14 protein-coding genes are annotated in these 13561 nt (G+C 66.5%); 12 read left to right on the top strand and 2 right to left on the bottom strand.

The annotated features are described in order from the left end of the window. Positions 1-233 precede the first annotated feature (233 nt). The gene (locus H4P35_RS16840; protein WP_226846301.1) at positions 234-1865 is read left to right on the top strand and encodes a methyl-accepting chemotaxis protein; all 1632 of its coding nucleotides are present in this window, start codon (positions 234-236) and stop codon (positions 1863-1865) included. A gap of 4 nt (positions 1866-1869) precedes the next feature. Here H4P35_RS16840 and H4P35_RS16835 read toward each other — a convergent pair whose 3' ends face one another. Then, positions 1870-2355, bottom strand: a complete 486-nt coding sequence (locus H4P35_RS16835) for a hypothetical protein (protein ID WP_226846300.1) — start codon at positions 2353-2355, stop codon at positions 1870-1872. A 110-nt stretch (positions 2356-2465) separates the two neighbouring features. Here H4P35_RS16835 and H4P35_RS16830 point away from each other — a divergent pair, with 110 nt between their 5' ends. Further along, positions 2466-3053 (top strand): hypothetical protein, encoded by a 588-nt coding sequence (locus tag H4P35_RS16830; protein ID WP_226846299.1) that lies wholly within the window; start codon positions 2466-2468, stop codon positions 3051-3053. 120 nt (positions 3054-3173) lie between these two features. After that, entirely contained in the window at positions 3174-3482 is a 309-nt protein-coding gene (locus tag H4P35_RS16825) for a hypothetical protein (RefSeq protein WP_226846298.1), read from the top strand. 26 nt (positions 3483-3508) lie between these two features. Here H4P35_RS16825 and H4P35_RS16820 read toward each other — a convergent pair whose 3' ends face one another. Beyond that, complete coding sequence (locus H4P35_RS16820; protein ID WP_180098362.1) at positions 3509-4363, bottom strand: helix-turn-helix domain-containing protein; 855 nt, start codon at positions 4361-4363, stop codon at positions 3509-3511. 264 nt (positions 4364-4627) lie between these two features. Here H4P35_RS16820 and H4P35_RS16815 point away from each other — a divergent pair, with 264 nt between their 5' ends. From H4P35_RS16815 to H4P35_RS16775, 9 genes are all read left to right on the top strand, one after another. Continuing rightward, the gene (locus H4P35_RS16815; RefSeq protein ID WP_226846297.1) at positions 4628-5506 is read left to right on the top strand and encodes a fumarylacetoacetate hydrolase family protein; all 879 of its coding nucleotides are present in this window, start codon (positions 4628-4630) and stop codon (positions 5504-5506) included. Next, positions 5503-6288, top strand: coding sequence for an alpha/beta fold hydrolase (locus tag H4P35_RS16810; protein ID WP_226846296.1), 786 nt, complete (start codon positions 5503-5505; stop codon positions 6286-6288). The genes H4P35_RS16815 and H4P35_RS16810 overlap by 4 nt, the downstream gene beginning before the upstream one ends. Before the next feature lie 93 nt (positions 6289-6381). Beyond that, the gene (locus tag H4P35_RS16805) at positions 6382-7698 is read left to right on the top strand and encodes an amidohydrolase family protein (RefSeq protein ID WP_056323992.1); all 1317 of its coding nucleotides are present in this window, start codon (positions 6382-6384) and stop codon (positions 7696-7698) included. A 154-nt stretch (positions 7699-7852) separates the two neighbouring features. Beyond that, complete coding sequence (blaAMZ, locus tag H4P35_RS16800; protein WP_226846295.1) at positions 7853-9043, top strand: AMZ family class C beta-lactamase; 1191 nt, start codon at positions 7853-7855, stop codon at positions 9041-9043. Positions 9044-9307: 264 nt separating this feature from the next. After that, entirely contained in the window at positions 9308-10189 is an 882-nt protein-coding gene (locus H4P35_RS16795; RefSeq protein ID WP_226846294.1) for a DUF2242 domain-containing protein, read from the top strand. 105 nt (positions 10190-10294) lie between these two features. Then, a complete protein-coding gene (locus H4P35_RS16790; protein WP_223576143.1) occupies positions 10295-10720 on the top strand; it encodes a CopD family protein in 426 nt (141 codons plus the stop codon). Positions 10721-11034: 314 nt separating this feature from the next. Next, positions 11035-11796: a MetQ/NlpA family ABC transporter substrate-binding protein gene (locus tag H4P35_RS16785; protein ID WP_226849485.1), complete on the top strand. Its 762-nt coding sequence runs from the start codon at positions 11035-11037 to the stop codon at positions 11794-11796. A gap of 6 nt (positions 11797-11802) precedes the next feature. After that, on the top strand, positions 11803-12906 hold the full coding sequence (locus H4P35_RS16780) for a methionine ABC transporter ATP-binding protein (protein WP_226846293.1): 1104 nt from the start codon (positions 11803-11805) through the stop codon (positions 12904-12906). After that, positions 12887-13543 carry a methionine ABC transporter permease gene (locus H4P35_RS16775; RefSeq protein ID WP_226846292.1) on the top strand — a complete coding sequence of 219 codons (657 nt, stop codon included), beginning with the start codon at positions 12887-12889 and terminating at the stop codon, positions 13541-13543. Before H4P35_RS16780 ends, H4P35_RS16775 begins: the two co-directional genes overlap by 20 nt. Positions 13544-13561 lie beyond the last annotated feature (18 nt).

Genomic DNA, 13561 nt, shown 5'->3' with positions numbered 1-13561 from the left:
CCTGAATACTGTAGTACGTCAAGTTGATGTCAATAACGTTGCTGCTGCGCAGCATAAGTGCGTTGTCTTTGTTCAATCGCAAATTATTAAACGGATAAATATTTGCGAAATGTGACATCAAACCTAGACTGGGGTTTTCCCCCTGTTCGATGTTCCATGAAATTTCCGTGTGTTAACGCTGCACCTGATTGCATGGCAATGGCTGAAGATCGACACCCCTGCAAGAGACCCTCATGAAGACGCTTCGCATCCATTTCGGCAATCTCTCCATTGGCGCCCGGCTGAGCCTGGGCTTTGGCGCTGTGCTGGCCCTGCTGCTGGCCCTGGCTGGCCTGTCGCACTACGAGTTGACGCGCATAGGCGGCATCAACCGCATGATCACTCAGGAGACCTGGGCGAAGGCCAACGCGATATCGGTGGTCGACGTGACAACGCGCGCCAACGCGCGCGCCAATCTGGAACTGATCGTCAACGCGGATCCGGCCGCAACGCAGCGGCTGTTCGAGCAGATCGAGGCCAACCGCAAGCGCATCGATGAGGCCCTGGCCACGATGCGGCCGTTGATGAAGACCGCGGACGCCGCCGCGCGGCTGCGCACGCTGGAAGAAGCGCGCGGCCGTTACGTAAAGTCATTCCAGTCGGTTGGCGCCGTGCTCAAAAGCGGCGACCGCGAGGGCGCCCGCCAGCGGCTCTTGCAGGAGACGCTGCCCATCCTGGACAGCCTGCAGGATCACATCATTGCGCTTTCGCGGCAGCAGGCGGCCGAGATGGACGAAGCGGGAACCGCAAGCCAGGCGGTCATCGACGAGGCCGAGCGCCTGAACGCGGGCCTGTCGGCGCTGGCGCTGGCGGTGGGGGCCCTGCTGGCCTGGCGGGTCAGCCGCTCGATCACGCGTCCGCTCGCCCGGGCGGTCAAGGCTGCCGAGACGGTGGCAAGCGGCGACCTGGGCCAGCGTATCGAAGCCGCGTCCCGGGACGAGACCGGACGGCTGCTTCAAGCCCTGCAAGACATGCAGGACAGGCTTGCGGGCGCGGTCCGCGCGATCCGCCAAGGATCGGAGACCATCTCCAGCGCGTCGGGCCAGATCGCCGCTGGCAATACGGACCTGTCCAGCCGCACCGAAGAGCAGGCCGCATCGCTGGAGGAAACCGCGGCGTCCATGGAAGAGCTGGCCTCCACCGTGAAGCAGAACGCCGACAACGCGCGCCAGGCCAACCAGCTTGCGGCCAGCGCATCGGAGATTGCGCTGCGCGGCGGCGCGGCGGTGTCCGCGGTGGTGGGCACCATGCAGGACATCTCGGCCAGTTCGCACAAGATTTCCGATATTGTGTCCGTGATCGACGGCATCGCTTTCCAGACGAACATCCTGGCGCTGAACGCGGCGGTCGAAGCGGCCCGCGCGGGCGAGCAGGGCAAGGGTTTTGCCGTCGTGGCGGGCGAGGTGCGCTCGCTGGCCCAGCGCAGCGCGCAGGCGGCGCGCGAGGTCAAGGCCTTGATCGAGGATTCCGTCGGCAAGGTCGGCTCGGGCGCCCGGCAGGCCGAAAGCGCGGGCGCAACCATGCAGGAGATGGTCACGGCGGTGCAGCACGTCACGGACATCATGGGCGAGATCGCCGCGGCCTCCCACGAACAGGCCAGCGGTATCGATCAGGTGAACCGGGCCGTGGCGCAGATGGACGAAGTCACGCAACAGAATGCGGCGCTGGTCGAGGAAGCCGCGGCCGCCGCGGGGTCGATGCAGGATCAGGCGCGCGAGCTGGTGCGGGCGGTGGGCGTGTTCCGGCTGGCCGAGGACAGCGCGCGGCGCGGCCAGGATCCGGCGCCGGCGCCGGGGCAAGCGCGCGGGGCGCTGATGCTGGCGTAGTCCGCTACTTGCCGCAGGCGGCCTGCAATGCCTTCATTTGCGGGCTGCCTGGCGCAAAGCGCACGAACTGCACCTGGCTTTCGTCCAAGGTCTCGTCCTTGATGGCGGCCACCAGGCTGTCGCGCAGGTAGTAGGTGGTGGACGGCAGGAAACCGACCTGCGCCCGCCGGCAATCGAACAGCACGTCCGTGACCGCCCGGTCATAGCTTGCGCGTTGCTTGTCCCCGCCCGGGATCGTCTGGGCGGCGGTGTAGCGCATTTCCATCTTCCCCTTGGCGGTCCCCGAGGCCTGCCGCGTTTCCGGCAGGCCACCGATCCGAATGGACACGTTCGGGTGATCTGGCCGCGGCGGCACCTCGAACCATTGCTGCGCGTGGGCGGCCGAGCCGGCAAAAAGCGCGGCCAGGACGGCCAGTGGCGTCAGGATCCGCCAACGAAGAAGGCCCGGGGTGGGGGCGGGGCGTGCGGAAACAGCAAACGGTGGGCGCATGGTCTGTCCGTGGACGCAATAAGGCAGGGCGTTCAAATGTAGCAAAATGCGGTCTTGGCGCCGCACGATTCATCTCCAAGCCGCCGGCGCTTGCCAGGACACGCACTCACATGAATTCCTTCGAACACATCCGGGCGCAGTTCGCCCGGTTTGGCGAACTGCGCCCGCAGCCGCGCGAACAGTGGCAAGGCAGCCTTGCGCTGCCGCAGGGGGTGGCCGACTTTTACGAACAGGTGGGTCCGTGGGGCGCCACCCGTCACCAGAACGTGGGGCCGGTCGGCATCACGCTGTCCGAAACCAATATCAGCTTTGCACCCTTGCGTAAGCTGTGGGACCGGCAGGCCGGCTATCGCTGGGATGCCGTGAGCGGAAAACGGGTCGACGATTGGCGGGACAACTGGCTGATGATCGCCGACCAGAACGCGGACCCCTTCATCCTGGATACCGGTACCGGCCAGATCCTCCATGCCCGGCACGGCGCGGGCGTCTGGGATGCGGGGATGGTGGCCCCCGACCTGCCGACGTTCGCCGCCGCCGCTGCCGCGGTGGGTCTTGTCTGCCTGGAGGCCGACGAAGACCTGCGCAACGATGACTGGGAGATCAAGCCCGAGCACCGGGCGCGTGCCTTGCAGGCGCTGACCGCCGTCCTTGGGGACGCGGACGAGGCCGAGGGCTTTCTGGATGTGCTCGAGTTTTAACGAAAGGAATCAACGAATGGCGGCTCTTGCCGAACTGGCCGAAGACTGCGGCATTGCGCTGCCTGCGATGCTGCGTCAACTGATCGACGCCGGACACACCAGCTATGGCGACATCGCGGCATGGCGCGCGGATTTGAAGGGCAACACGCTCGCCGCCCGTCGGACATCGGCCATCTGGTCGAAGAGGGGTTCACGCCGGCCGAGGCCGTGGCCTGCGTCAGGGCGAACATCGGAATCCTGAAGGCATATCTGCCTCAGGCCATGCAGGCGGAATTGGACCGGCTGATGGCCGGGGCGCCGCCGGTGCCGACGGACGGGTCGACGGCGTGGATCGATGCAGCGAGCGCGGCCGCGGCATTGACGTTGTTGGCGCCCCTGGCGGACAAGCCATTCGACGTGGTGCCGCGCTGGGAGTGCGGCCAGTCGTAGCGCCATCACCTGCGCGACTTTCTCCTTCAGGGAATTCCAGTCAATAGATGCGGCGCGGAACCCGTCGCCGCTCGCCGAAAGCGCGACGGCGAAACCCCCATGTGATCGCGAAAGAAGCGCGAAAAGTTGCCCGGCGTGGAAAAGCCCAGGTCCATCGCCACCGAGGTCAGCGGCTGTTCCTGCTGGACAAGTCTGCGCACGGCTTCTTCCACACGCACCGCGCTCCAGAAGACCTGCGGCGTGGTGTTGAGCTGGTCCCGGAATAACGCGAAGAAATGGCCGCGCGATAGTCCCACCTTGCTGGCGATGTCTTCCACGGCAACCGGTTCATGCACGTTGTCGCGCATGTACAGGATCGCGGTGCGAAGCCGCCGGTCCAGCGTCTGCGGTCGGGGCGCGGGGCCGGACGGGCGGCCCGCCTGGGAAGATGATTCGATTGCAGCATGCAGCAGCGCCTCGACTTCGGCGTCGATGTCGGCGCGCGGGTGGTCCTGCGGCGCGACGATCTTGTCGAGCAGGCTCCAACAGGTCTGGCGCACCGCCGGATCGAGGGGCACGCCTGGCGCGGTGAAATGGAATGGCCTGCCGGTGGCGGCGCGGCGCTCGTCCAGCCAGGGCTTGGCAATGTACAGGACAAGGAATACGGCCGGGCCCGACCGGTCGAGCAGGCGGGCATCATGGGATTCATAGGTGTTCGTGCCCAGCGCAAGCTGTTCGCTGTAGCGCACCAGTTTCGAGCCGACGTGCGCTTCGGCCCGGGCGCCACCCAGCCAAAGGGCCAGTTGCATTTCTGCGTGCGCATGCGCGATGAGGTCCCCGCGCAGCTCCAGCACGACCGCGCGGCCGAATGCGCCCTCGTGCAAGGCGTAAGTTTCCTGCATGCGTTGTCTCCCAATTTCTGATCGGGCGATGAGCGCGCTGACTCTCGCCGGTGCCCCTGTCCACCGAGGCCATTTGCGGGAATTTTATGGGCGCGATTTCAGGCATTGCCGGGCTCTAGGTGTATACACCTAGCACGCGATCTGACTCTGCGATAAGTTCCCGCACCGATCGATAAGCGCAGTGCCAGCCGCGCTCCTACAGTCGTGACTGATGGCGACGCATCCAGCCGCTCGCCGACTTTCAGAAGCACGAAGGAGACCGCGGTGCGCATTGCAAGTTTCTTGATGAATGGAGAGCCCGGCGTCGGGCTGGTGTCGGAGGACGGCGTGACGGTCGCGCCTCTGGCGCTGGACGACGCGGGCAGGCAGCTCGGCGCGCAGGCCGTGATTGATCACCTCGCGACTGGCCGACCGCTGCCCGCCACGCTGGCGCCGCTGCGCCTGTCGGACGTCGTCTTGCGGGCGCCGCTGCCCCGGCCCCGGCGCAACCTGTGGTGCGTCGGGCGCAACTATCACGCGCATGCCAAGGAGTTGTCGGCGTCCGTCTTCAAGGACAACGACGCCAACCCGGCGGCCTGGCCCATCGTCTTCACCAAAGTGCCGGAATGCGTGGTGGGACCGCGGGCGCAAGTCCTGCTGCCGGTTGGCGTGTCGGCGCAGATCGATTACGAGGCCGAGCTGGGCGTGGTCATCGGCAAGACGGGCAAGAACATCGCGCGCGGCGAGGCCCTGGATCATGTCTTTGGCTACACCGTCATCAACGACGTCACCGCCCGGGACGTGCAGATGCGGCATCAGCAATGGGACATGGGCAAGTCGTTCGATACGTTCTGTCCGATGGGGCCGTGGATCGTCACGGCCGATGCGTTCGATGGAACGAGGACGCGTGTGCGTTGCTGGGTGAATGGGGAGTTGCGGCAGGACGGGCCCACCGAGAACATGATCTTCGACATCCCGGCGTTGATCGAGACGATCTCGCGCGGCATCACGCTTTATCCGGGGGACGTGATCGCCACCGGGACGCCGGCAGGGGTCGGCATGGGCATGACGCCGCCCCGGTACCTGGCTGCGGGCGACGTGGTGCGGGTGGAGGTCGAGGGGTTGGGAAGCATCGAGAACGAATTCGTGGGAGCGCCGGCATGACGACACAAAACATCAAGGGCCTGTCGGTGGAAATCGACGGCGACGGCCCCGCGCTGCTGTGCATCCACGGCCTGGGCGGCTCTTCCAATACCTGGACGCCGCTGATGGGCGCGCTGACGGGCTTTCGTGTCATCCGTCCGGATCTGCCGGGCAGCGCCCGATCGCCACTGCCGGACGACACCCTGTCGATCGCGGGCTACGTAGACGCGCTGGCGCGCATGCTTGAGGAGCTGGATTGCGGCCCCTTGCATGTGGCGGCGCATTCGCTGGGGACCATCGTCGCGCAGCATCTTGCGCTTAAAGCCCCCGCACAGGTCCGCTCGCTGGCGCTGTTCGGCCCGCTTGCCGAGCCCCCCGAAGCGGGCCGGCCGGGCATCCGGGCGCGGGCGGCGCTGGCGCGCCAGGGCGCACCGGCCCTGCAGGAAATTGCCGACGCCATCGTCAAGGGCGCCACCAGCAGCCGGACCAAGGCGGAACAGCCCGCGGTGCTGGCGCTGGTCAGGGAGAGCGTGATGCGGCAGCCGCCGGAAGGGTATGCCCAAAGCTGCGAAGCGCTGGCCGACGCGCGCGCCGCGGATCTGGAACGGCTGGGCGTGCCGGTGCTGCTGGTGACGGGCGACGAGGACGGCGTCGCGCCGCCCGCGCGCGTAGAGGCCATGGCCGCGCGAATCCCCGGCAGCCGCTGCACCGTCGTGCAAGGCTGCGGCCATTGGACGACGTTCGAGCAGCCCGGCGCCTGCATCGCCGCGTTCCAGGCGTTTCATGCGGATCAGCCGGGCTAACACCCGCCTGCCGGGCAGATCCGCGGCCCCCAACCCGCATCAATACTTTTCATAAAAAATTCCGGCCCCGCGCGGTCCGGGAGGAGACCACTCATGTCCAGAATTGCGATTACCAACGTTGTCATCTTTGATGGAAGCGGCGATGACGTCTTTGACGGCGAGTTGCTGATCGATGGCGGGCGCATCGCCGAGGTGGCGCGCCTGCCCGGCCGGGTCAATCGGGACGGCGCGCGCATGGTCGACGGCAAGGGTCGTTTCCTGATGCCAGGCATGACCGAGGCGCACACGCATTTCTCTTGGAACGACCAGCCCACGTTGGCCGCCATCCAGTTCATGCCGCCCGAGGAACATATCTTGTGGTGTGTGCGCGTGGCCAAGCGCTACCTGGAAATGGGCTGGACCTCCGCCATCGGCGCCGCGGCGGCCAAGCCGCGGCTGGACGTGGTGCTGCGCAATGCAATCGAGGCCGGAGAGTGCCCGGGGCCCCGCTATCTTGCCGGCAGCCAGGAGATCACGACCATCGGCGCGCTGGGCGACAACACGCTGCCGCATATGCATTTCGAAGAGCTGAGCTTTGGCAGCGTCTGCAGCGGCCCGGAGGAAATCCGCCGTTCGGTCCGCACGTTCATCAAGTACGGCGTCGACCACCTGAAGATCAATCTGTCGGGCGAATACATCGCGGGCCTGCCGGCCGAGATGTCGCCCTTCGCGGAAGATGAAATCGCGATGCTGGCGTCCGAGGCCAAGCGTTACGGCAAGCGGATCGCGGCGCACGCCCGGTCCAGCGAGTCGGTCAAGCAATGCGTGCGACATGGCATCGAGATGGTCTATCACGCCAGCTTCGCGGACGACGAAGCGCTGGACATGCTGGAAGCCAACAAGGACAGGCACTTTGTCGCGCCCGGCATCGGCTGGCTGGTGCGCACGGCCTACCACGCGTCCGATTACGGGATCACCCCCGCGATCGCGGAAAGCATGGGCTACAAGCGCGAGCTGGAGATTGCCTCGGAAAGCCTGCGCAAGATGCACAAGCGCGGCATACGCATCCTGCCGGGCGGTGACTACGGCTTTGCGTGGATGCCGCATGGCACGAACGCCAACGACCTTCAATACTTCGTCGACTACATCGGCATGACGCCGGTCGAGGCCTTGGTGGCGGCCACGCGACTGGGCGGGCAGATCATGCAGCGGCCCGACGAGCTGGGCATGTTGCGTCCCGGCTACATGGCCGACGTCGTCATGGTGGACGGCAACCCGTTGGACGACCTGTCGCTGCTGGTGGATCCGGACCGGATCGTCCTGGTGATGAAGGACGGTAAGGTGTGCAAGGATACGTGCGCCGCGGCGCAGGACGGCACAGTGCACAGGGATGCGATCCAGCCGTCGCGTGCCGAGCCGGCCTTGGCCTGACGCGGGGCGCCGATGGCTGGCGTCCCGGTCGGCGGACCTGCCCGTCGGCCGCAGCAGGGGAAGGGCGCCTGATGGCAGGCGCGGCGCGGTACGATTCGGCATCGCCGCGCCGCCGGTCCCGCCGGTCGGTCCGTCCCCTTCCTGAGAACGCTGCATGTTCACCCGTAGATATTTCTGCGCCAGCCTCCTTGCGGCTGGCTTTCTTGGCGCTCTGCCCAGTTCGGCTGTCGCGCGCTCCGAGCTGCCCTACATCGACAGCGTCGTGAACGAGGCGGCCCGCGCGGTTATCCGCCAACACGACATCGCGGGCATGGTGATCGCCGTGACGCACCAAGGCCGCCAGCGTTTCTACACTTATGGCGTCGAATCATTGCAGACGCGGCGCGCCGTCAATCGGGACACGATCTTTGAAGTGGGCTCGATCAGCAAGACCTTCACCGTGACGCTTGCCGCGTATGCGCAGGCCAAGGGCTTGTTGCAGTTGACCGACAGTCCGGCGCGATTTTTGCCCGAGTTGGCCGGCACTGAATTTGCCAAGCTGACCTTGTTGAACCTGGCGACGCACACGACGGGCGGTTTTCCGTTGCAGGTGCCTGACGAGGTCCGCGACAACGCGCAATTGATGCAATACCTGAAGGCCTGGAAGCCGGAGCATGCGCCCGGCACGTATCGCTCGTACGCCAATCCCAGCATCGGCATGCTGGGTGTCGTGGCGGCTGCAAGCCTGAAGCAGCCGTTTGCCCAGGCGATGGAAAAGGACCTTTTTCCGAAGCTGGGGCTGTCCAGCACGTTCATCGACGTGCCCGCCGCCAAGGCGTCGCGCTACGCGCAGGGCTACAACAAGCAGGGCGCGCCGGTGCGCGTGAATCCAGGCGTGCTGGCAGCCGAGGCCTATGGCGTGAAAACCAGCGCGCGCGACCTGCTGCGCTTCGTCGAGGCCAGCATGGACATGGACGTGCTGGACAAGGACATCCGCCGCGCCATTGCGGACACCCACGTGGGCTATTACCAGGTGGGCGCAATGACCCAGGACATGGTGTGGGAGCAGTTCCCGTATCCCGTGCCGCTGGATTCGCTGCTGACGGCCAACGCCGGCACGCTGAACAGCCAGAGCCATCCGGCTCAGGCGCTGCAGCCGCCGCTGGCGCCGCAGGCCCAGACCTGGATCAACAAGACGGGGTCCACCAACGGCTTTGGGGCCTACGTGGCGTTTGTGCCCGCGCGCAAGCTCGGCATCGTCATTCTGGCCAACCGCAATTACCCGAACGACGCGCGCGTGCGTCTGGCGGCGGAAATCCTGGGGGCGGTGGACAAGCAGCCCTTGGCGCCCGCCGGCGCGCGTTGATGGCGCTGTCGTCGTTGCTGCCGTAGTCGCTGTCGCTGGCGCGGCAAACCTGTTGCATGCAGGTCATGAACCGCGGATCGAATTCGATACGAATTACGACGCCTGATATTCCCAGAGGCGGCCTCGCATATAGGGACACGGCCATTGGCCTGGAAACGGCGGAATGCGAACCTGTTTCAACATATCTCCGATCAATTCCGTCCCCAATAAACGGCCGGGTTTCTTATCGGATAATGCACGTCGTTGCTCCACGCCGGACCTCTCATGCCACGCGCCACCCGCCGTATCGTTTTTCCCCTGTTCGCCACCCTGACGGCCGTCCTGGCCGGATGTTCTTCCCCCAAGCCCGTCTACGAGCGAGAGGACTTCGCGCAAAGCGACACCTACTCGCGCAGCGTGCCGGCGGCCAGCAGCGCCGCCTGCGACGCGGGCCGGCGCGCCTTGCTCAGCCAGGGGTACAACATCGACAAGTACGAACCGTCGCGCGTCACCGGCCACAAGAACTTCGAGGGCGAGGACGGGCAGCATACGCAGATCAGTTTCAACGTGGAGTGCGCGCCCGACGGCAGCGCGCACGAAGGCGCCACCGTGTTCGCCAATGCCGTGCAGGACCGCTATTCGATCAAGCGCACGGGCAACTCGGCCAGCGTGGGGGTCAGCGTGCTGGGCCAGGTCTCGATGCCGTTTGGCGGCAGCGACGACTCGCTGGTCAAGACGGCAAGCCAGACGGTGACGCGCCCCAAGTTCTATGACGGGTTCTTCCAGCTGTTGGAGCGGTACCTGCCCGACGCCAAGGCGGCCGCCGCGCCGCGCGAGCCGTCCGCGCGGCCGAAGGGAGCCGCGTCAAAGCCGGCGGCTTCTCCCGCCACAGCCCCGGCCCAGGCGCCGGCCGATCCGGTCGTGGCGCCGGATGCGCCGGCCGACACGCTGAACCCGGCCGCGGCTGGCGGCGACAAGCCGGCGCCCGCTACAGCGCCCGCCACGCCTACGCCGGCGGCAAAGACGCCCGCCTCGGGGGAGCCCGCCGCGGGATCGCCCGCCGCGGGATCGCCCGCCGCACAATCGCCTGCGGCCGCACCTGCCGCCACGGGCTCGTCCGCCGAAGGGGCGACTGCTCCCGCACCGGCTTCGCAAACCGGCAATTGACGCCGTTGCCGCCGGCGCATCCACCGCCGGCGCGTTTGCCGTAACGCAAACACTGCAGGCCCGCGCGCCGCATCGCGCTGGCCGCGAGCGGCGATAATGCCGCCCATGACATACCAACTCCTGAAAATGGCCCATGTGGCGGCCGCCGTGGCGTGGCTGGTGGGCTCGCTCTTCGTGTCGCTTTTTCTCCTGACGTCGCAGCCCGAGCACGGCGACGACGCGCCCAAGGAACGCCGGATGCTCCACGTCCTGCGCCGCTGGACGCTGTTCGTCACCACGCCGGCCATGGTCATCACCTGGTTGATCGGACTGCACCTGGCCATGACGTTCGGCTGGTTTGCGATGAACTGGATCTGGATCAAGGTCGCCTTCGCGATCAGCCTGTCCGGTTTGCTCGGCATGCAGAGCGCCTCGCTGCGGCGCATGGCCGGCGGCAGTGGCAAGCGGCCGCCCCTGATCGACCTGCAGGCGCCGTTCATCGTGCTGGCGGCAGCGGCCATCGTGACGCTGGTCGTGGTCAAACCGTTCTGAACGGGCACATCTGACCGCCGGTCCGGCGCATGGCGGGGGCGCCATGCCTGGACTGCGATATGACAACGCGCCATATCGAATCAACCGCGTAATAACGACTCAACGAACAAGTCGTTCGCGCGCTCAAGCCCCGTCCCTAGAATCGTCTCCTCTCATCACTGCACGGGTTCAGAGGCGATTCCATCATGACTATTCGTACTTTTGCGGCCGAGGCCGCGGCGGACGCGTCCGTTTCCGGCAGCGCGCAGCCCGTGCGTTTCGCATGGGCGCCGATCTTCAAGCGCTTGCTGGGTGCGGTGCTGGCGTCCGCCGCCATGTTTCACGGCCCCGCCTTCTCGGCCGACCCCAAGCCGCTCAAAGTGGGCGTGCGCGGGGGCGTGGACGAGCAGATCTGGGAAGTGGTGGCGCAGGTGGCCAAGAAAAATGGCCTGGCCGTCGAGCCCGTCGTCATCACCGGCACCGCCAGCCCGAACGAGGCGCTGAATAACGGCGATCTCGAGGCAAACGCCTTCCAGCACATTCCCTTCCTGAACGACCAGATCAAGCAGCGCGGCTACAAGCTGGTGCCGGTGGCCAACACGCTGATCTCGCCCATCGCGTTCTACAGCAAGAAGTACAAGTCGCTCAAGGACTTGCCGGACGGCGCGAAGGTGGGCATTCCCAACGATCCCAGCAATCAGACGCGCGCGCTGGTCATCCTGCGCGACCAGGGTCTCATCACGCTGAAGGACGGCTTTGATCCGGCGACCGGGACAGCCACGCTGGCCGACGTGACGTCCAATCCCAAGAAGTTCGATTTCGTGGAAAGCGCATCGGTGGTGCTGGCGCGATCGCTGCCGGACGTGGACACCGCCGCCATCGTCAACAGCTTTGCGTACCAGGCCGGGCTGATCGCCACGCGCGACGGCATCGCGGTCGAGAAGAAGGACAACAACCCCTACGTGAACATCATTGTGGTGCGCGAACAGGACAAGGACGCGCCGTGGGTGCCCGAGCTGGTCAAGGCGTATCACTCCGAAGCAGTGCGCCAGTTCATCCTGACGAAGTTCGAAGGGTCGGTGATCCCGGTCTTCTAGGTGATCATGCAACGCGAACTTTCCCTGCCCCAGGACGCCATGCGCGCCACGCAAGCGCCGGCGCGCGACGCGCACATCGTGTTCGAGGGCCTGCAGAAGCAGTATCAGGGCCCCGCGGGCCCGGTTGCGGCGCTGTCGGACGTGTCGTTTTCGATTGTGCGCGGCGAGGTGTTCGGCATCATCGGCCGCAGCGGGGCGGGCAAGTCCACGCTGCTGCGTTCGATCAACATGCTGGAGCGGCCCAGCGCGGGCCGCGTGTTTGTGGACGGGGTGGACGTGGGCAGGCTGGACGAGGATGCGCTCGTGGACCTGCGCCGCCGCATCGGCATGATCTTCCAGCACTTCAATCTGCTGTCGGCCAAGACGGTGGCCGAAAACGTCGCGCTGCCGCTGCGCGTGGCGGGCGTGAAGCCGGCTGCCGCGCGGGCGCGGGTGGAGGCGCTGCTTGAGATGGTAGGCCTGCGGGACAAGGCCGATGTTTACCCGTCAAAGCTGTCCGGCGGACAGAAGCAGCGCGTGGGCATTGCGCGCGCGCTGGTCCACGAGCCCGAAGTCTTGCTGTGCGACGAGGCGACGTCCGCGCTCGACCCCGAGACCACGCAATCCATCCTGGCGCTCCTTTTGGACATCAACCGCAAGCTGGGCCTGACCGTCGTGCTGATCACGCATGACATGGCCGTGATCCGCGAGGTCTGCCACAACGTGCTGGTGCTGGATGGCGGCCGCGAGGTCGAGCTGGGCGAGGTGTGGCGCGTGTTCGGCAACCCCCAGGCGGATGCCACGCGCGCGCTGCTGCGGCCGTTGCAGCACGATCTGCCGGCGGACCTGGCGGCACGGCTGGTGCCCGATCTGCACGGGCGTCCTGGCGTTGCGGTGCTGCGGTTGCGCTTTACCGGCCAGGGCAGGCCCGACGGCGTGTCGCTGCAGGCGCTGGCTGCGATGGGGCCAGGCGCGACGCTGCTGCACGGCGGACTGGACCGGCTGCGTGGCCACGCGCAAGGCAGCCTGCTGGTGTCGGTGCCCGCGGGCGCATTACAGGAAGAGGCCGCGCGCGCCGCGCTGGTGGCCGATCAGATCAAGGTACTTGGCTATGTCGCTACCGATGCTTGATAAATACCTGCAGGCATTTCTGCAGACGCTGACGATGGTCAGCATTTCGGCGGCCATCGCCATAGGCGCCGGCCTGGCGCTGGCGGTGGTGCTGACCGTCACCGCGCCGGGCAGTCTGTACCCGCGTCCGCGTTTGAACAAGGCGTTGTCGGTCACGGTGAATACCTTCCGCGCCATCCCCTTCATCATCCTGCTGGTCGCGATGCTGCCCTTCACGCGCTTCCTGGTAGGCACGACGCTGGGCACGTGGGCGGCCATCGTGCCGCTGTCGGCGAACCTGATTCCGTTCTTTGCGCGCATTGCGCAGGTCAGCCTGAACGACGTGGACCACGGCCTGGTCGAGGCGGCGCGCGCCATGGGCTGCCGCCGGTGGCACATCGTGCGCCATGTGCTGCTGCCCGAAGCCTTGCCGGGCATCATCGGCGGCATGACGGTCAGCGTGATCGCCCTGATCAACGCGTCTGCCATGGCGGGCGCCGTGGGTGCGGGCGGGTTGGGGGATCTGGCGATCCGCTACGGCTACGAACGCTACGAGACGCGGGTGATGTTCGAGGTGATCGTGATCCTGATCGCGCTGGTGTCGATCGTGCAGTTCACCGGCGAGTGGCTGTCGCGCCGCGCCGACCACAAACGCTAGCGCATGCGTGGCGTGATG

It is taken from the genome of Achromobacter sp. 77 (assembly GCF_020541125.1).
In the GTDB taxonomy this organism is placed as follows: domain Bacteria; phylum Pseudomonadota; class Gammaproteobacteria; order Burkholderiales; family Burkholderiaceae_B; genus Achromobacter; species Achromobacter mucicolens.
Note: the sequence above shows the minus strand (reverse complement) of the source record. Positions and strands in the feature narration are given on the sequence as shown.